The 17,545-nt window shown below is 55.7% G+C and carries 16 protein-coding genes; 10 read left to right on the top strand and 6 right to left on the bottom strand.

Annotated features, from left to right (window positions below; all coding sequences use genetic code 11):
• The first annotated feature begins 2 nt into the window (after positions 1 to 2).
• Both ACR0BD_RS06730 and ACR0BD_RS06725 read left to right on the top strand, forming a co-directional pair.
• A complete protein-coding gene (locus ACR0BD_RS06730) occupies positions 3 to 1,190 on the top strand; it encodes an acyl-CoA dehydrogenase family protein (RefSeq protein WP_480829571.1) in 1,188 nt (395 codons plus the stop codon).
• A 3-nt stretch (positions 1,191 to 1,193) separates the two neighbouring features.
• The gene (locus tag ACR0BD_RS06725; protein ID WP_480829570.1) at positions 1,194 to 2,252 is read left to right on the top strand and encodes an acyl-CoA dehydrogenase family protein; all 1,059 of its coding nucleotides are present in this window, start codon (positions 1,194 to 1,196) and stop codon (positions 2,250 to 2,252) included.
• Between the two features lie 51 nt (positions 2,253 to 2,303).
• Here the strand turns inward: ACR0BD_RS06725 and ACR0BD_RS06720 are convergent, their stop codons facing one another.
• Genes ACR0BD_RS06720 through ACR0BD_RS06705 form a run of 4 tightly spaced genes read right to left on the bottom strand, consistent with a single transcriptional unit; the run spans position 2,304 to position 8,618 of the window.
• A complete protein-coding gene (locus tag ACR0BD_RS06720) occupies positions 2,304 to 3,542 on the bottom strand; it encodes an NAD(P)/FAD-dependent oxidoreductase (protein ID WP_480829569.1) in 1,239 nt (412 codons plus the stop codon).
• Between the two features lie 12 nt (positions 3,543 to 3,554).
• On the bottom strand, positions 3,555 to 4,568 hold the full coding sequence (locus ACR0BD_RS06715) for an Ldh family oxidoreductase (protein WP_480829568.1): 1,014 nt from the start codon (positions 4,566 to 4,568) through the stop codon (positions 3,555 to 3,557).
• A gap of 60 nt (positions 4,569 to 4,628) precedes the next feature.
• Complete coding sequence (locus ACR0BD_RS06710) at positions 4,629 to 6,149, bottom strand: trimethylamine methyltransferase family protein (RefSeq protein WP_480696749.1); 1,521 nt, start codon at positions 6,147 to 6,149, stop codon at positions 4,629 to 4,631.
• Between the two features lie 15 nt (positions 6,150 to 6,164).
• Complete coding sequence (locus ACR0BD_RS06705; RefSeq protein ID WP_480829567.1) at positions 6,165 to 8,618, bottom strand: GcvT family protein; 2,454 nt, start codon at positions 8,616 to 8,618, stop codon at positions 6,165 to 6,167.
• Positions 8,619 to 9,002: 384 nt separating this feature from the next.
• Between ACR0BD_RS06705 and ACR0BD_RS06700 the strand changes: the two genes are divergently transcribed.
• On the top strand, positions 9,003 to 9,878 hold the full coding sequence (locus ACR0BD_RS06700) for a LysR substrate-binding domain-containing protein (RefSeq protein WP_480829566.1): 876 nt from the start codon (positions 9,003 to 9,005) through the stop codon (positions 9,876 to 9,878).
• A 48-nt stretch (positions 9,879 to 9,926) separates the two neighbouring features.
• On the opposite strand, the gene ACR0BD_RS06695 is transcribed toward ACR0BD_RS06700, so the two are convergent.
• Positions 9,927 to 10,391: a heme-degrading domain-containing protein gene (locus ACR0BD_RS06695; protein ID WP_480829565.1), complete on the bottom strand. Its 465-nt coding sequence runs from the start codon at positions 10,389 to 10,391 to the stop codon at positions 9,927 to 9,929.
• A 203-nt stretch (positions 10,392 to 10,594) separates the two neighbouring features.
• On the opposite strand from ACR0BD_RS06695, the gene ACR0BD_RS06690 reads away from it, so the two are divergent.
• The 6 genes from ACR0BD_RS06690 (at position 10,595) to ACR0BD_RS06665 (ending at position 16,007) form a co-directional block, all read left to right on the top strand.
• Positions 10,595 to 11,500 carry a LysR substrate-binding domain-containing protein gene (locus tag ACR0BD_RS06690; RefSeq protein WP_480829564.1) on the top strand — a complete coding sequence of 302 codons (906 nt, stop codon included), beginning with the start codon at positions 10,595 to 10,597 and terminating at the stop codon, positions 11,498 to 11,500.
• A gap of 88 nt (positions 11,501 to 11,588) precedes the next feature.
• Positions 11,589 to 12,770: a CaiB/BaiF CoA transferase family protein gene (locus tag ACR0BD_RS06685; protein WP_480829562.1), complete on the top strand. Its 1,182-nt coding sequence runs from the start codon at positions 11,589 to 11,591 to the stop codon at positions 12,768 to 12,770.
• Positions 12,767 to 13,477: a glutathione S-transferase family protein gene (locus ACR0BD_RS06680; protein WP_480829561.1), complete on the top strand. Its 711-nt coding sequence runs from the start codon at positions 12,767 to 12,769 to the stop codon at positions 13,475 to 13,477. The genes ACR0BD_RS06685 and ACR0BD_RS06680 overlap by 4 nt, the downstream gene beginning before the upstream one ends.
• 31 nt (positions 13,478 to 13,508) lie before the next feature.
• On the top strand, positions 13,509 to 13,922 hold the full coding sequence (locus ACR0BD_RS06675; protein WP_480829560.1) for a GFA family protein: 414 nt from the start codon (positions 13,509 to 13,511) through the stop codon (positions 13,920 to 13,922).
• A 66-nt stretch (positions 13,923 to 13,988) separates the two neighbouring features.
• Positions 13,989 to 14,903 (top strand): carbon-nitrogen hydrolase family protein, encoded by a 915-nt coding sequence (locus tag ACR0BD_RS06670; RefSeq protein ID WP_480829559.1) that lies wholly within the window; start codon positions 13,989 to 13,991, stop codon positions 14,901 to 14,903.
• 261 nt (positions 14,904 to 15,164) lie between these two features.
• Entirely contained in the window at positions 15,165 to 16,007 is an 843-nt protein-coding gene (locus ACR0BD_RS06665; protein ID WP_480696731.1) for a cytochrome P460 family protein, read from the top strand.
• A gap of 58 nt (positions 16,008 to 16,065) precedes the next feature.
• On the opposite strand, the gene ACR0BD_RS06660 is transcribed toward ACR0BD_RS06665, so the two are convergent.
• A complete protein-coding gene (locus ACR0BD_RS06660) occupies positions 16,066 to 16,647 on the bottom strand; it encodes a YceI family protein (RefSeq protein ID WP_480829557.1) in 582 nt (193 codons plus the stop codon).
• Positions 16,648 to 16,732: 85 nt separating this feature from the next.
• Between ACR0BD_RS06660 and ACR0BD_RS06655 the strand changes: the two genes are divergently transcribed.
• Complete coding sequence (locus tag ACR0BD_RS06655) at positions 16,733 to 17,467, top strand: endonuclease/exonuclease/phosphatase family protein (protein ID WP_480829556.1); 735 nt, start codon at positions 16,733 to 16,735, stop codon at positions 17,465 to 17,467.
• Positions 17,468 to 17,545: the final 78 nt, after the last annotated feature.

The following is a 17,545-nucleotide window of genomic DNA, read 5'->3' as shown; positions in this document are numbered from 1 at the left end:
TCATGGACCTGAGCTTTACACCCGAAGAAGAGGCTTTCCGCGAAGAAGTTCGCGCGTTTTTGGCAGAAAACCTATCGGCCGATCTGGCCCGCAAGGGACGCAACAACGAAGGTCTGACGAAACAGGAAATGAACGGCTGGCACGCCACTCTCAATGCGCGGGGGTGGCTGGCTATCACGTGGCCTAAGGAGTACGGCGGAACCGGTTGGACAGCAGTTGAACGGCATATTTTTGAAGAAGAATGTGCATTGGCCAATGCACCACGCACCGTCCCATTCGGTTTGAATATGTTGGGCCCGGTTTTGATGAAATTCGGCACGGATGCGCAAAAGGCTGAGCTGCTGCCGCGCATTCTCGATGGTTCGGACTGGTGGTGTCAGGGGTATTCTGAACCGGGCGCGGGGTCAGATTTGGCCAGCTTGAAAACACGTGCTGAAAGGGACGGGGATTTCTACGTTATCAACGGCCAGAAGACATGGACCACGCTTGGGCAATATGCCAACAAGATTTTCTGCCTTGTGCGTACCTCGTCAGAAGGGAAGCCGCAGGAAGGGATCAGCTTTGTTCTGGCCAATATGGATACCCCGGGTATAGATCTGCGCCCCATCAAGCTTTTGGAAGGCGGGCATGAGGTCAATGAGGTTTTCTTTACTGATGTGCGCGTACCTGTGGCAAACCTTGTCGGAGAGGAAAATCGCGGTTGGACGATTGCAAAGTACCTGCTGACCCATGAGCGCACCAATATTGCGGGCGTTGGGTTTTCAGCGCGCGACCTTGATAAGTTGAAAGCTTTGTCTCAACAACTGGTTCGCGGCGGCAAACTCTTGGCTCAGGATCCTTTGTTTGCGGCGGAAATAGCTGAAGTTGAGGTTGATCTTGAGGCTCTCAGGGTCACGAACCTGCGGATGTTGTCTGCAGCCAAAGCTGGCGCGGCATCAGGCACGCAAAGTTCGATGCTCAAGATCAAGGGCACGGTTATTCGACAAAGAATACAACACCTGACGCGCTCGGCGCTGGGGGCCGCTGCTGCTCCGTTTCCGGTCGAAGACCTGCCGGAAAATGCCCGAACAATCCCAGAAGAGGCGGCACGTGCTGCGGCGGTTTATTTCAACAACCGAAAGCTTTCGATTTTTGGCGGATCGAACGAAATCCAACGCAATATCATTGCAAAAGACCTGTTCGGAGGCTGATCGATGGACTTCAACCTCAGCGCTGACCGGCAGATGCTGTCCGATACGTTACGTCGGTATCTTGCAGAACAATATGACTTCGAAACGCGAAACGCGGTTGTTGCACAGGCCCCTTATCATTCCCGTCAGAAATATCGGGAGATGGCCGAACTTGGGATTATCGGTGCATTCGTGACCGAGGCCGAAGGTGGCTTTGGCGGTGATGGCTTTGACATCACGACGGTCTTCGAGGAATTGGGACGCGGACTATGTCCCGAACCTATGCTGGCGGCGCTATTGTCCGTCCGGTCTGTTGTTGGATGTGGCAATTCAGACTTAGCGGCAGATTTGATCGCCGGAGAAAAACGTTTCGCCTTCGCGGTCTTTGAACCCGAAGCGGACGACCTGTCTTTGATCCAAACAAGCGCTTCCAATGCCGGCGGCGCATGGATTTTGAACGGTCGCAAAACCGTTGTGTACGGGCTGCCGGGCGCTGACGCGGCCCTCGTGGTCGCAAGAGTTGGTGAAGAGTTGGGTTTGTTTCTGGTCGATGCACCTGAAACCATTGATTACGCCATGATCGATGGCGGCGGGGGCGGAGAGCTTATTCTGGACAACACCAACGCTGAATGTCTTTCCCAAAATGCGACGCCTACGATCGAGGCCACGCTCACTGCAGGTTGCCTTGCCTTGTGCGCAGAAGCCGTTGGTGTGATGGAAGTGCTGCTTGAGATGACGGTTGATTACCTGAAACAACGGCAACAATTCGGTCGTCCGATTGCAAGCTTTCAGGCCCTTCAACACCGTGTTGTGGACATGGCAATCGAGATTGAACAATGCCGCTCGATTACGATCCTTGCGGCCAGCAAACTCGACAGCCCCGCCGCTAAAAAATACACGTCCATGGCCAAGAACCTGATTGGTCGATCCGGAAAACTTATTGCCGAGGAAAGCATCCAATTGCATGGCGGGATCGGTATGACTTGGGAATATCCAGTTTCTCATTTTGCTAAGCGTTTGATCACGATCGACCATCAGCTTGGGGACCGCTACGCACATCTTAACCGTTTGACAGGCGTGTAAGTGTGGAACCAAGGATCGCCGGAAACGGCAAATTGACAGGCTGCTTGGTGTTCAGAACCGATCCGGACTGAAGGCCTGAATATCAATTTTGGGGTTTCGCCCCGCAAGCTCGTCTGCCACCAACCGCGCGGTGGTCGCCGCCAGTGTCAGCCCCAACTGACCGTGCCCGGTCGCGAAGATGACATTCGCCAACTGCGCAGTGCGGCCGATAATGGGCCGGGTATCTGGTGTGAAGGGACGGCGACCTATCCGGCGCTCGCCCTTGTCAGTTCGAAGGCCCGGCAAAACGCGTTCTGCACGTTTGACCAGAATGTCGGCTCGGTTCCAATTTGGTTTCGCTGCAAGATCGGCAAATTCGATGGTCCCTGCCACGGCCAAGGCGTCTTCGTATGGTGTGATCCCAAATCCGCCCTTCGCATAGAACACCATATGCGCCAGATCACTGCCGCTGTCGCGCAAAGCGGTCGAATACCCGATCACACCTTCCAGTTGGATCGGTACGGCCAATTGTTGCGCTAGTTCGCGAGAATGCGTTCCCGCGGCCAAAACAAACTCTTGCGCGTAAAGAACCTGACCATCGCAAAGACGAACACCTTTGACGGTTCGCCCGTCACGCTCAAACCCTTCGGCGGCACCAGCGACGGCTTTGCCACCGCGGCTGACAAAGGCCTGATGCAGCGACTCGACCAGCCGTTTTGGCGCGGTCACAAAGCTCCAGTCTCGCAGCAGGGCGGCGTGTTTGAAATCAGGCGCGATGGCGGGGTCCAACTCGTGCGCTTCTTGGCCGGAAATGTCTTCGATGGTGCACCCCAGATCGCGGGCCAGTGCAAAGGCCGGCGCCATGGTGGCAAGATCGTTGTCATCGTCAAAAAGCTTGATGATCGGTTTTTCGATCAATAGGTCGGGCTCGCCAATATCAGCCAATTGCGCCTTGAAATCTTCAGTTGCGGCGAAGGTCAGCCGCGCCAAGTCTGACGCGATGGCGCGCATCTTTGATCCGCGAGCGTTGGACGCAAACTTAGTGAACCACGGCAACAAACGAACAGCTGAAGCCGGACGAAGGGTCAAGGGCGCTTCGGGGTTCAAAAGCCAACCCGGCACCTTCATCAGCATGCCCGGTTGCGAAAGCGGGACAATTTCACCGACAGCGATACACCCGCATGAGGCCCAGCTTGCGCCCTCTCCGACCGGGCCGGGTTCGATAACCGTAACATCATGGCCCTGCGACTGCAGCGCCAGCGCACAGGAAATTCCTACGACACCGCCGCCGATCACCATCACTTGCGTCATGTTTTTGGGCCTTTACCGCAGTTCGTGCAATTGCTTGAGCAACTCTGTGCTAACAAGGACCCCTTCGGCCTGCGATACGGCGCGATTTTTCAGCCGCCCATCACCGGGCACGCGGGCCGCGCCATTGCCTTCGATCTCAGCGCAGATGCGCTTGATGTAGTTATCAAAGGCTGCGTTTCCGAACCGGGTGGGATCAATGGCGATAAGAGTTGAACCGCCCTTGATATTGAGTGCGCCATGGGCCTCTCGGTCGGTATTGTCGACCGACAATGTACCGCCCGCCAGCGCGGCACCCATGACTTCGATCAGGAAGGCGATCGCGGCTCCCTTATGCTCACCAAACGGTAGCAGGCTGCGGGTTTCCAGAATGGCGTTTGGATCTGTGCTGGGCTGACCTTCGGGATCAAGACCAGCGGCGCGTGGAAGGTCATGTCCTTCGGCAGCGGCCATACGGATGTCCATCAACGCCACCATGGATGAGGCCTGATCCCAAACGATCGGATCTTGCCCCTGACGGGGGCAGGCAAAGGACATAGGGTTGGTGCCAAAAACCGGGCGCACACCACCTTGCGGCACAACCATTGACAGCGAATTGACAACACCCAAAGCCACCAGCCCGGCCTCGGCCAACGGCTCGGTGTCAAAGCGCAGGCCCGCAAGGTGGTGGCAGTTGGCGCAGGTAAAGGCCGCAATGCCGTTTTCGCGGGCCATCGCGATCAGATCATCCAGAGCTGAGGCTGCAGCGATCTGGTAGTATCCGTTGTCCCCATCCCCGCGCAGAACACTCGGCGCGATACGCTCGACTTTTGGGTCCGAGGCAGGGTTTGCATAGCCCGAAGTAAAGCTCTGTACATAAACAGGCAGCATCCGCAAACCATGACTGCGCGGGCCGTCACGTTCGGACTTGGTCACAATATCAGCGATCAGGTCACTGCCTGTCTCGTTCATCCCGGCCGCCACAAGGACGGACTTAGCCAATTCCCTAACCTCTTGGAGTGAGAGCGTTTTCGTCGAGACCTCGGTCATTTGCCAAATCCTGTCCTTGTGTGGCTGAAAAGGGAGCCGGGGCACCCTTTTGTACGTGTTTCAAACGCTGTATTCCGCGCGCTTTTTGGCGACGAACTCGTCCAGTGCGCCGCGTTGGTCGTCCGGCATCGGAGGTTGAACATAAGTTCTTAGCATACGTTCCGCCTCTTCAGTGCCGACGGTTTCAGCCGTTTTCGAACCTTCGGCTTCCCATTGTTCGAAGCTGTCGTTGTTCTGCAGATGGTTCATGTGCATCGGGTTTTCGCGTGTGTGATCCGTGCCAAGGAAGTGCCCGCCGGGGCCGATCTGTTGGATGTCGCCCAGAAGCGCGTCCAGATTTTCTTCTTGAAGGCCGCTAAAGAAGCGGTGGAAGTTTTCCAGTTGCAGCGTGTCCTGCACCCATTTCGAATAGCTGACACCCAACGCCCCCTCAAGGAAACCCGCTGAGTGGACGATATAATTTGCCCCGCCCAACAGCACTGGCCACATCGTATTCGCGGTATCGAACGCGGCTTGCATATCCGGCGATTTCGAGCCGGTCCACATGGTGCAAGTCCGCCAGGGGACATCATAGTAGCGCGCCATCTGCCCCACGAGCATGTTCATAAGGCCGGGTTCAGGCGAGCCCATCATCGGTGCCCCGGTTTTCATCGATACACCCATGATTGCAACGCCTAAAACCATTGGTGCGCCACGTCGGATGATCTGGCTATAGGCCATCCCTGCCAGCGATTCAGCGATCAAAAGCGCCACGCCCCCCTGAGGGCTGGCGGGCGTGCTCGCCCCGGCCAAAACAAACGGTGACAACAGGCATGGCTGATTGGCAGCGGCATAGACACGCAGACTTTGCAGCATGGTCTCATCCCAGACCAAAGGCGTGTTGCAGTTCAGCAGGGCGGCCATCACAACGTTATTGTCGACAAACTCCTCGCCAAAAACGATGCGGGTCATCTCAACCGAGTCTCGCGCCGCTTGTTCCGACAGAACGGACCCCTTGATCGGCTTGTCGGTCAGTGTCAGCGCGGCGTGCACCAGCTCCAGGTGGCGCTGCGGAACGGGGACGTCCTGAGGCTCAACAGGCAGGACGCCGGGCACCATCATGGACTGGCTCATCTGACTGAGTTTGAAGAAGTTGTGCGCATCCTCCAGCACCGAAGGTCGTCGCACACCATCCAGACCATAGACAAAAGGTGCGCCATAGGCGTTCGCAAAGATCGAGTTCCGGTTCCCCACCCGGAGTGATCGTTCCGGGTTGCGCGCGGCATAGCCCCATTCCGATGGGACTGCCGAGATCAGATCCATCAGCATGTCCCGACCGATGCGAACCCTTTCGCCTTGAACGTCCGCTCCGTGTTTTTTCCAGTCAGCCAGGGCCACCGGGTCGCGGAATTCGATGCCTGTGGTTTCCAGGATCGTCATCGCCGCGTTGTGGATTTTTTCAACACCTTCAGGCCCAAGCAGATCAATCGGCCCGATTTTGCGATTCAGAGTCGAAAGGTAAACCGGAGGAGGGTTGGTGCGGGCTTGTACCCGCGCCGCGCGCCCACCGCCGCGACCTGAACGTGCTCTAGCTTCTGCCATAAGGACTCCTCCGTATCAGGCGCGCGCTCGGGCGCTGCTTGGGTCTACAGCACAGGTATCGATCACCTCAGCGTCGCGCATTTCGTTGTGAACCATGACATGCATCTTGGTTCCCGGCGTCGTCATGTCCTGCGGTACAAGCGCCATCGCAATGTCATGGTTGCAGTAATATGAGAATCCGCCCGAAGTGACGCGCCCGATCAGCTTGCCCTCGGCATAGACACCTTCGTCAAACATGACCGAGGTATCACAGAACGGAAGTTTCAACGTGACCAGAGTGTTGTAACCACCCTCCTGCTGCTGTTTTTGCAGGGCGGCCTTACCAATGAAATCCCGTTCGGCCACTTGCCCGCCGATCTTTTCGGTCATTGCTACGAACCGGCCCAGATCGGCTTCATATGGGGTCATATCCTTGCAAATCTCGCGATTGATAGCGCGGTAGGATTTCTCAAGGCGCATGGATTCCAGCGCCTCAAGGCCAAAGGGTTTCACGCCCGCTTTCAGCAGCAGATCAACCAAGTGGCGGTTGTATCCGACCGGGTGGTGCAATTCCCAACCCAGCTCGCCGGTATAGGATACGCGCAACAGGTGTACGCCTTTGGCATAGCCCACTTCACCCATCTGGGCCGACAGCCACGGGAAAGACTCGTTCGACAGATCGTTGTCGGTCAACGGTTGCAGGATGTCACGTGCTTTGGGTCCGGCCAAGGCAATCACACCCAACTGTTCCGAGATGTCGTCCATGATGACCGAGCCGTCTTTGGGCAGCAGACGCTGCATCTGGTCCCAGTTGTAAGCCCGCCAATTGGGGGTTGAGATCAGGTAGAAATCATCCTCGGCGTAGCGCACGATTGTGTATTCTGCATCCATTCCACCCTTGTCATTCAGCATCAGCGACAGGGTCATGCGGCCCACTTTGGGCAACTTGTTGGCCATCAACCCATCCAGCCATTTCGCCGCGCCCGGTCCGCGCACGGTGAACTTGGTCATTGGCGACATTTCGATGAAGCCTGCCTCTTCGCGCGTGCGACGCACTTCTTCCTGCACCAGTTCCATGTGGTTGGTGCGGCGGAAGGAATGTTCGGGGATTGCCTCTTCGGGGGACTTGGCAAACCAGCGGGGGAATTCGTAGCCGTTGAAGCTGGTCCAGACCGCGCCCTGTGCGGTCAGCAGATCGTAGGACCCCATGGTTTTCATCGGGCGCGCATCGGGGAAATCCTCACCCGGTATATGCGCGTTCATATGAGTGCCCCATGTCTCGCGCACTTTGTCCATGGTCCAGCGTTTAGACGCATAATCCGAGAACCGGCGCGGATCGAGTTCCGACATGTCCATGCCCGGATCCCCGTCGACGATCCATTTCGCCAAACGGTTCCCTACAGTGCCGCCCCAAAGAATACCGCCGGGCATACCCTCGGCCAGCCACAGGTTGTCATGCCCCGGTGCGGGACCGGCCAGGGGCAGCTCATCCGGTGTCATCTGGAACGGGCCGCGCGTGTTGGCTTTGATACCGACTTCGCCCAATGTTGGGACCCGCTCAATCGCGCGCTCCCACTGGGTTTCCACGGCGTCAAAATCTTCGGGCAACAGATCGGCACCGAATTCAGGCGGCACTCGGTCTTCGGCAAATAGCTTGAGATCCTTGGTGAATTCGTAGGGGCCGAACTGAATGCCACCCACATCTTCGCGCAAATACGCGCCATAATCCTCGTCGCGCAGGATCGGGTATTCGGGCTCACCTTTTTTCTTACGCTCGATCAGCTGCGGTACGTGGTCGGTCGTCCAGTATTGATGGACAATCGGGATACAAGGCAGATCCAGACCGACGCGGCGGGCGTTTTCGCGGGCGTAGTTGCCGGTTGCAAAGATCAGGTGCTCACAGGTGATTTCGCCCTGATTGGTTGTTACTTTCCAATTACCGTTATCCAGCTTTTCGTAAGCGGTCGCCTCGGTGTTCTGATACACCTTAGCGCCTGCGTCGCGGGCCAGCTTGGCCATGGCCATGGTGATATCGGCCGGGTTCACATAGCCGTCTTCGGTATGCAGGATGCCGCCACGGATATCGGGACTTTGGTTCAGCAGTGGATGAATCTCAGCGATCTCTTCCGGCGACACCAACTTACAGGGCACACCGGCAGCTTCGGCGATTGAGATATAGGATTGGAATTCATCCCAGCGCTTTTCGGTGTTGGCAACCCGCAGCTGCCCCACTTTGCGCAGTCCGACCGAGGTGCCCATCTTCTGCTCGACTTCGGTATAGATACGGATGGTTTCCATCGTCATTTTGGATACGTTGTGCGAGCGCACGAATGTCACCAGCAAGCCGGCCGCATGCCAGGTCGAGCCCGAAGTGAGCGTGGTGCGCTCTAGCATGACAGCGTCATTGCAGCCATTTTCGGTCAAGCCATACAGGATCGAGGCCCCAACACAGCCGCCTCCGACAACCACAACCTTTGCATGTGACTTCATCTTGTTTTCCTTCAAAGACTCGCGGGCAACACCGGAGTTGCCATTTGTTTCCATTCTGTACAGACCGCGCGGTCCGCTGCGCAGAGCTCAGGGCAATACCCTGTTGTTACTCACCACTTGGGTCAAGGCGACGCGGCCTGGGTGTTTGGGCAAGGGCGTCATTTGCGGGTGGCTATGGCTGTGAAATATCGCCCCGTACGCCAGCGTTTTGCCAAGTGTGATTGGATACAATCTTGAGCGAGACTTGAATTCGCGCAATTGTAAAAAAACTCATCCTGCATTAGAAAAATTCACTCGAATGGCTTTCATTCAAATGAAAACAAGCGACCTGAAAGCGTTTTATGCGAGGTGAAGTTGCCCAAACGCCCTTATGATATACCGCCCATGACGTCCTTGGTCAGTTTCGAAGCCGCTGCGCGCAACGTAAGTTTTAAGGCGGCGGCGACTGAGTTGAACGTGACCCCAGCGGCCGTCAGCCATCAGATCAAAAGCCTTGAGCAAGAACTTCAATGTACGCTCTTCCATCGCTTTCACCGTGGGGTCGAGCTGTCAGAAAGCGGGGCCTACCTGCTAGTCGCGCTACAGCGCGGTTTCGAAGGAATTAGCGAGGCGGTAGGTCAGTTGCGGGCCCATCACGGACGCACATCTGTCACTATTCGGTCAACGACCGCTGTGAGTTCGTTGTGGCTGACGCCGCGGTTGGCGCAATTCTGGAAAAGTCATCCGCACATTTCAGTTGCGCAGGTTGTCAGTGATCAGGACATAAGCCCGACGGATTGTGATCTGAGCATTCATTATGGGCACATGAACCGCGACTCCGGCCTGTGCCGGGCCCTGTTTCACGATCAGATCATGGCGCTTGGCAGCCCCCGTTTTGCAGCCCAACACAAGTTGGACAGCATAGACGATGTAGCCAATATTCCGTTGATCTATCTCGAAGCAGCGGAAAGCGGTTGGACCGATTGGCAGCAATGGCTTGATGCGCTTGGGTTCTCTGGAAAACCGCGCGCGGCGCATCGCGTGAATAACTATGTCATCGCGCTACAGGCGGCGCAGGATGACATGGGGGCCGTTCTTGGGTGGGAAGGGCTGACAACAGATCTTGTGGCTTCGGGTAAGCTGGTCAAGCTCTTTCCCCAAACAGTATCGTCCCCACTGGATTTTTATGTAGTGCTGCACAATCAGGCGTCCGACCGGGCCAAGGTATTGTTCAATTGGCTGTCCGAAGTGGACGACGACAGCAAAAACCGGCCGGATTGACCCTTGGCCATCCGGCACTTGTTTAGATCCAATTTGTGACTGCGCGTTTTAACGAGCGAGGTTCCGGAGCATTGCAGAGGCAAGCTTGTGATCTTCGACTTGTTCCAGACCCGAAATCGTGAATGTGCCGATCAGACCGTTGCCTTTCAGGAAGATCGGAACGCACCCCCCGTGAAACGCATGCTCTGAAGGGTCCATGGCAAATACCTCGGCAACCGATATCCCTTTGTCGCGTTCAACCTGACCCATATAGAGAGAGCTGTGCGCGCATCGCAGCACCGTATTGCGTTTGCGGCGAATCCAGTGCCCGTTGTCGGGCGTACTGCCCGGCAAACCGATATGTGCAATCACCTGGCCATAAGCAAAAACCTCAAGGGCGATTGGCAAGCTTTCCTGGTTCGCTTTTTCTACTGTGTCCAACGCAAGTCGCAGGCCGTCTTCAAAGGAAAAAGACGACAGGTGGAACTCGGCTTCTTCGGTCTCGAGTTCGGTCAGAGTAGGAAAGTCAGACATTAAGGGTTGGTCCTTTCAGTATTCGCCCGGGTGGCACGCCACAGCGGTATCTAACAAACTGTATTGAACCAAAGCAGTTTAGGTTTCCATACGTGATCTGATATCTTTTGGCTTCACAGCAAAAGCAGATGGCAATTAGAGCAGTGCGCTTGCAAAGGTTTTTGTGTGTAAATAAGTCTAGCCCAGCTACAATAAGGACCGTGATGTCCCCACAAAAACCCTCAATTCAAAAGGACTATTTTCCGCCCTTCGGTGGTTTGAAGTCGTTTTACGAACTTGCCTTGACAGGCAGCGCTGTTCAGGCCGCTGCGCGGTTGAATGTCTCTCCGTCCTCTATCAGCCATCAGGTCAAGTCGCTGGAGGCTGAGCTTGGCGTGCGTCTGATCGAAAACAGAAAAGGGCGTCTGTACCTTACGCCGGATGGAGGTCAGTTTTTTGATCGGATCAAGGGGCCGATGGCTGAAATATTGCGGGCGACCGAGGCGATACGGTCGATGCCGGGCCGTAAACGTATCTCGCTGACGCTGACGCCGTCTTTCGCTGCGGGTTGGCTTTTGCCGCGTCTGGCGGACTTGGAGCGTAGCCACCCAGATCTTGAAGTGAATTTGGTGACAACAACGCGGGTTGTGGATCTGGAACGGGAAAACGTGGATCTGGCTATTCGACGTGGTACAGGAAACTGGCCCGAAGCAATTTCCCAACCATTGTTGCGAGAAACCATTGTGCCGGTCATGTCCCAAACGCTTGCGGAAGACGTGAAAGGCGCACCGCTGGCTGAGGTGCTGAAAACACAACGTGTTCTGGTCAATACAACTGTCGACGGCGAATGGGACCGGTGGTGTAAGGCTCGGGATATCGAAGTACCCGCAGCTGAGCATCGCTATAATCTGGAAACGTATGAGTTGACGATACAGGGCGCTCAGGACGGTTTGGGGATTGCGTTGGGGCGGCGGCCTCTGATTGATCCATTGTTGAACATGGGCGTGCTGGCGGCACCCTTTGATGTGCCAGACGCGGACAAAATGGCATATTTCGTTGTGCGACCCGACGCGCCGATGCGATCTGATCTGAAACGCTTTCACGATTGGTTGATGGCGCACGCAGGCTGAATTTTTTTCAACTACTGCTGAGATTTTTGCACTACGCTCTGACCATGTTGCGGTTTAGCTTTGCTGTAAGAAATACAGGAGTTTGATGATGGCACAGAGCGACGGTTCTAAGCGCAACGGCCCGTTATCGGGTGTCCGGGTGATTGATCTGACTGCCGTAGTCTCTGGCCCGATGAGCACGATGATTTTGGCCGATCAAGGCGCGGATGTAATCAAGATCGAACGTGCAGATGGCGATTTCACGCGGCACGTTGCAACGCGGCGTGGGGGGCATTCTGCATCCTACCTCAACAACAACCGCAACAAGCGGTCTGTCGTAGCTGATCTGAAAAACCCCGACGATATTGCGATGATCAAGCAGTTGGTGGCCGACGCTGACGTGTTCATCCAGAATTTCCGCCCCGGCGTCGTAGACCGTCTTGGCCTGAGTTATGAGGTTCTCAGCGCGATAAATCCGCGTTTGGTTTACATGTCGATTTCGGGTTTCGGTTTTGACGGGCCGCTGGCGGGCAAACCGGTCTATGATCCTTTGATTCAAGCCTTGTCAGCCCTGACCACTGTGCAGGCCGGATCGGATGAAGAACGCCCGCGTCTGGTGCGCACTATTCTGCCGGACAAACTGACAGCCGTGCAGGCCAGTCAAGCTGTGACCGCCGCCTTGTTTGCGCGCGAGCGCACCGGCAAAGGTCAAAAAGTCACTTTGTCCATGTTGGATACCGTGGCAGCTTTCCTTTGGGCTTCGGATATGAACGGGCACACTTTTGTTGGCGACGAGATGGAGAAAGAGGAAAGCCAGTCTTTCCACGACCTGATCTATCAGGTGAAGGGCGGTTATCTCAGCATTTCGATCATGCAGAACAAGCATTGGGAAGCCTTGGCCAATGCGACAGGTCGGCCCGATATTCTGGATGACGAGCGGTTCAAAACGACCGAGTTGCGGGACATTAACCGCCACGAGCGGCTGGAGCTGACCCAGACCATCGTGCGGAATGTTGACCGCGATACCCTTCTGGCGGCGTTGGAAGAGGCGGGTGTGCCCTGCGCCCCTGTTTTGACTCGACGCGAAATGCGCCAACATCCGCAATTGCAGGCCAACGGTTTGATTGTGGAATACGACCACCCCACGGCAGGTCGCTTGCGCCAGACCCGTCCGGCGGCGGTGTTCCATGGCACACCCGCAACTGACCTGCGCCCGGCCCCGGAACTGGGTGAGCACACGGATGAGGTGCGCGCTGAGGCAGGCAACGATAAACTGGCGGATGCCTCATGATAGACTTTTATTACTCTCCGACGCCAAACGGCTGGAAAGTCGCCATCATGCTCGGCGAAACCGGGCTTGAGCACCGCACAGTGCTGATGAATCTACGTGCCGGTGATCAATTAACACCTGCGTTCCGTGCAATCAGTCCCAACGCAAAGATGCCTGCTATTGTAGATCATGATGCACCCGACGGTCCGCAGACCGTTTTTGAGAGCGGCGCGATCTTGTTGTATCTGGCTGAGCGCACAGGCCAGTTTGGGCCGCAAACACCGGCCGAACGCATCGCCTTTAACGAATGGCTGTTTTGGCAGGCTGCCAACCAGGGCCCAATGGGAGGGCAACTTAGCCATTTTGTTAACTACAGCCCCGAAGGACAGACCTATTCCCACAAGCGTTACAAGGGCGAGTTCGAGCGTGCTCTGGCGGTGATGGAAACGTGGCTTGAGGGGCGAGAGTATATGCTTGACCGTTACACAATCGTGGACATGATGTGTTTCCCGTGGGCCTTCATCGCCAAGCCTTTGGGCGTGTCACTGGATGCGTTCCCAAATGTCGCTGCTTGGCGCCAAAGTATCAAAACACGTCCCGCAGTGATTGATGCAATCAACCTGCACAAAGACGCGCAATTCTCGGGAACAGCCACGGCAGAACAGAATGCAACTCTGTTTAATCAGTCCGCCGCGCATCTAATGCAAGGTCATAAGAAACCAGCCTGAAAACAAGAAACCAACCAACAAGGAGAACCCAATGCCCAAGATCGAAGGAAGCTGCCTGTGTGGTCAGATCACCTATAGTTCCAGTGCTGAAGAGCCCGCGATGATGGTTGTCTGTCACTGCCCGGATTGTCAGAAACAAAGCGGCTGTGCGTATTCCACCAATGTTTTGGTACCGACGTCATCTATTACATTTGAAGGCGACAGCCTCAGCCAATATGTCGTTAACGGGGACTCTGGCCAACCTGTAACACGGAATTTCTGCCGCAATTGCGGTTCACCATTGGCGACAGAGTTGCCTGCCTTTGATAACCTTGCCGCAGTTAAGGCGGGTACTTTGAAGGATAGTAGCTGGGTAAAGCCGACAATTCAGATCTGGTGCGATTCCTCGCAGCCATGGGCCAATCTCAGCGACGATATGGCTAAGGCTCCGGCCAATCCGGGCTGATCCGGGTTTACGAATACGCCCCGCGCCGGAGACGGCGCCGGGCCGCCCTAATCAGGAGCACACAGAATGAAAGTAGCTGCGGTTCAGGCCGCCCCTGTCTTCCTTGATCCGCAGGCAAGCACCGATAAGCTGATCGGTTTGTTGCGCAAGGCCGCCGCGGAAGGGGCCGAGCTGGTCGTATTCCCCGAAGTATTCCTGTCGGGTTATCCCGTTTGGTTGCGGGCAAAGGCCGTTGCTCATAACGACGAGCTGTTGAAGATCGGCCATTTGGCTTATCTCAAGTCCGCCGTCACGTTGGACGGTCCGGAAATCGCCGCGATTTGTTCTGAAGCGACCAACCTTGGTGTCGCCGTAATGGTGGGAGTCGTCGAACGATCGGGATCTGGCGGGTCTGTCTATGCCTCGCTGGTCACCATTCATCCGGACAAGGGCGTGGTGAATACGCACCGCAAGCTAAAGCCGACATTTCACGAGCGCCTGCTTTGGGCGGATGGCGACGGTCACGGGCTGACCGTTCAGGATTGGAAAGGTGTCAGGGTCGGTGGGCTGAACTGCTATGAAAACTGGCAGCCGCTGGCGCGTCAGGCGCTGTACCAGCAAGGGGAACAGCTGCATGTCGCGACTTGGCCCGGCGATCTGGATGTCACAGATCACATTACCCAATTCATAGCGATGGAGGGGCGGGTGTATGTGGTATCCGTTTCCGGCCTTCTGCGCAGTACCGATATTCCAGACAGCTTCCCGTTGCGGCAATACGTGACCGAAGGACGGGATCTGATCAACGACGGCGGTAGCATGATCGCAGCGCCCGGAGGCGCGATAATCGCGGGCCCCGTGGTCGGGGAAGAGACTACATTGTTTGCCGATATTGACGTGGATGCCGTGACTTCTGCACGGCTGAAACTGGACCCGGCGGGTCATTACAGTCGTCGCGATATTCTAAGCCTGAACCACAATCGACAAAGGCTGGACGAAAACTAGAACGCGCTATGCGCATGGCGTTTCTACCAGTTGGATGCAGATGCCTTGGTAGGTGTATACCTGACCTGGGGAGAACACGTGCGGCCCAAGACGTCGGAACAGGGCGATTAAACGCGCGGCGCGCCATTCGATCATGATTTCGTGCTGAGTTGTGATTGCTGTGTCCATTGTGTGTCCCGGGCACCTGTCTAGTGTCCGTTCATCAGCACGCACCTCTCGTTCCCAAGTTCGAGCGGTCGCCAGCCAGTGAAAGGACACCCTATGAGATCATTAACACAAACCGTTTTGGGGGCCGTTGTGTTTGGCGCATCGATGAGCGCCACAGTAAACGCTGGAGACATTCAGGCTGGCAGTGAGACAGCAACGCAATGCTCGGCCTGCCATGGCAGCGCGGGTATCAGTACAGCCGACAATTTTCCGAACCTCGCGGGTCAAAAAGAAGGCTACATCAAAACCCAACTGCAGGCCTTCAAGACGGAAAAGCGTAAGAACGATCTGATGAATGCGATTGCCGCGAACCTGTCTGACGCGGAAATTGACAACCTAGCCGCCTATTTTGCCAGCCTTCCCGGGGGAGAGGCCGGTGCAGTGGCCATCAACGAGACGGGCTTGGACGGCTCGCTAATGGACTTTCCCAAGGACCATGAAACGACATTCACCCGGTATCACCGCAAGGACTATGACGACCGTAAACAAGTTCGGTATTTCAGCGGCAACGATATCGCGTTGGCAGGGGTAGAGAATGGTGGCCCGTTTGCGCCGGGCGCCTATTTCCTGGTCGAAATCTTCGATGCAAAGAAGGATGCTGATGGCAATCTGCTCAAGGATGCCGAAGGCCGTTTGGTTGCCGGTGAGCGTAAGCTTTACACAGCGATGGAAAAGCGTAGCGGCTGGGGCGATGACGTGCCGGACATCTATAAGAATGACGACTGGCGCTATGCTGTGTTTGAAGTGGATGGCAGCAACAAGGCGGGTGTAAACGAAGCACCATGTATGGCTTGTCATAAACCCCTGACCGAGGACGACTACGCCTTTACCTTCGATTGGGTAAAAGAATTCGGAGCGTCAAAGCAAGTCGGGTATTCCCACAAGATCGTTGAGTAACAACACCGAATATGTGCGTTTCTCAAGGCGTCGCGCCGATGTCAGAAACGCACATTTTTCACTCGATCTTCATGGCCTCGGTCTCGATGGAAACCTTTACCAAATCTCCTACGAGGCCATTGTCGACCGCATATGTCATGCCAAACTCGCTGCGCTGGATTTCCGCATCAATTGAGAGCCCCAGAACAAAGCGTTGGTGTCCAAACGGATAGGCGTCGGCTTTGTTCAGCGTGACGTTCAGCGTCACAGGATTTGTTACGCCAAGAATTGTCAGATCACCTGTCACTGTGCCTGAGGTGTCGCTATTCGCCGAGCCTGAATTGGCGACGAACGTGATGTCCGGAAATTCCTTTACGTTCAGGAAATCCTTGTTTTTCACATGGCCGTCTCGGGCCTTGTGAAACGTGTTTACGCTGCCTGCGTCTATCGAAACCTGCACATTCGCAAGCTCTTGGCTTTCCGCATCGTAATCGAAGGATCCCTGAACTTTTCCAAAGATACCAAGCGTTTTTGCGTACCCTATATGGTCAACCGTGAAAAAGACCGCGGTGTGGTCGGGGTCAAGCTCATAGCTGGCCATTTCAGCGGCTGCTGCAAACGGGGTGGCGGCAGTCAGGACGCTAAGAACAAGATAACGCATAGTTGGGGCCTCTTCGGGTTGTCGAAGTTTCTGTCATCGTTACAAAGTTATATAGCCCGGTAACTGCGTTGATAAAGTGAGTGTCATGCGCTCGATCCAGTTGAAATGTGCAACATGGAATATTCATCGCGCAAAAGGTCGTGATCGCAGGGTAGATCCTGATCGTATCGCAAGCGCTATCGCTCAAGAGCTAGCCCCAGAACAGCTTGATCTTTTGGCGTTGCAAGAGGCTGACGAAGAATGCAGTCCGCATGCACGTATCGTAGACATAGAGCGGATAGCATCCGATACGGGGCTGCAGTATCAGCATGAGCCCGAGAACATGCGATGGGGGCCGGAAAGCGATGGTTTTCTCGGCACTATTATTTTTTTGCATCCCCGATATCTGGTCACACATAGAGAAGTGCTGGACCTGCCCGGGCATTGCCATCGTGGTGCAGTTGTGATCGAGGCCAATCAGTCCGGTATTCCTGTCCGACTAATCTCGGCGCACTTGTCGCTGTTTCAGCCTTTGCGGGTTCTGCAAATGCGCATCATTGGCCAGTACCTTTACCGCCGGCCCGAAATGCAGACAGTGTTGCTGGGCGACTTCAATGAATGGCGACCATGGGGCGGGCTTATGTTTCATCCTCGTCTGCTCGGGCGGCGTGTGCGTGGGCCGGTAAAAGCAACCTTTCCATCGGGGCAGCCGATCCTTCCACTGGATCGGATTTTGACCGACCGCAACGCTTCGGCCTGCGAAGTGCGCGTACTTCGTTCGCCAATTCTAAGCCATGCATCGGACCATTTGCCGCTGATAGGCACAATCACAGTCTCGTGATTTTTTTGAATAAAACCCGGGTTCAATTGTTCAATGATTAGCTAGTGCAATATTCTGCGCTAGTTAAATGCAGAATGT

The sequence above is a fragment of the Ruegeria sp. G5 genome (assembly GCF_056533365.1).
Note: the sequence above shows the minus strand (reverse complement) of the source record. Positions and strands in the feature narration are given on the sequence as shown.

Excerpts from the sequence above, each read along its gene's own strand:
- ACR0BD_RS06675 (WP_480829560.1), top strand. The coding sequence starts at position 13,509 with ATGCCCAAGATCGAAGGAAGCTGCCTGTGTGGTCAGATCACCTATAGT.
- ACR0BD_RS06690 (WP_480829564.1), top strand. The coding sequence starts at position 10,595 with ATGTCCCCACAAAAACCCTCAATTCAAAAGGACTATTTTCCGCCCTTC.
- ACR0BD_RS06725 (WP_480829570.1), top strand. The coding sequence starts at position 1,194 with ATGGACTTCAACCTCAGCGCTGACCGGCAGATGCTGTCCGATACGTTA.
- ACR0BD_RS06665 (WP_480696731.1), top strand. The coding sequence starts at position 15,165 with ATGAGATCATTAACACAAACCGTTTTGGGGGCCGTTGTGTTTGGCGCA.
- ACR0BD_RS06720 (WP_480829569.1), bottom strand. The coding sequence starts at position 3,542 with ATGACGCAAGTGATGGTGATCGGCGGCGGTGTCGTAGGAATTTCCTGT.
- ACR0BD_RS06710 (WP_480696749.1), bottom strand. The coding sequence starts at position 6,149 with ATGGCAGAAGCTAGAGCACGTTCAGGTCGCGGCGGTGGGCGCGCGGCG.
- ACR0BD_RS06730 (WP_480829571.1), top strand. The coding sequence starts at position 3 with ATGGACCTGAGCTTTACACCCGAAGAAGAGGCTTTCCGCGAAGAAGTT.
- ACR0BD_RS06700 (WP_480829566.1), top strand. The coding sequence starts at position 9,003 with ATGACGTCCTTGGTCAGTTTCGAAGCCGCTGCGCGCAACGTAAGTTTT.
- ACR0BD_RS06705 (WP_480829567.1), bottom strand. The coding sequence starts at position 8,618 with ATGAAGTCACATGCAAAGGTTGTGGTTGTCGGAGGCGGCTGTGTTGGG.
- ACR0BD_RS06660 (WP_480829557.1), bottom strand. The coding sequence starts at position 16,647 with ATGCGTTATCTTGTTCTTAGCGTCCTGACTGCCGCCACCCCGTTTGCA.
- ACR0BD_RS06680 (WP_480829561.1), top strand. The coding sequence starts at position 12,767 with ATGATAGACTTTTATTACTCTCCGACGCCAAACGGCTGGAAAGTCGCC.
- ACR0BD_RS06670 (WP_480829559.1), top strand. The coding sequence starts at position 13,989 with ATGAAAGTAGCTGCGGTTCAGGCCGCCCCTGTCTTCCTTGATCCGCAG.
- ACR0BD_RS06715 (WP_480829568.1), bottom strand. The coding sequence starts at position 4,568 with ATGACCGAGGTCTCGACGAAAACGCTCTCACTCCAAGAGGTTAGGGAA.
- ACR0BD_RS06685 (WP_480829562.1), top strand. The coding sequence starts at position 11,589 with ATGGCACAGAGCGACGGTTCTAAGCGCAACGGCCCGTTATCGGGTGTC.
- ACR0BD_RS06655 (WP_480829556.1), top strand. The coding sequence starts at position 16,733 with ATGCGCTCGATCCAGTTGAAATGTGCAACATGGAATATTCATCGCGCA.
- ACR0BD_RS06695 (WP_480829565.1), bottom strand. The coding sequence starts at position 10,391 with ATGTCTGACTTTCCTACTCTGACCGAACTCGAGACCGAAGAAGCCGAG.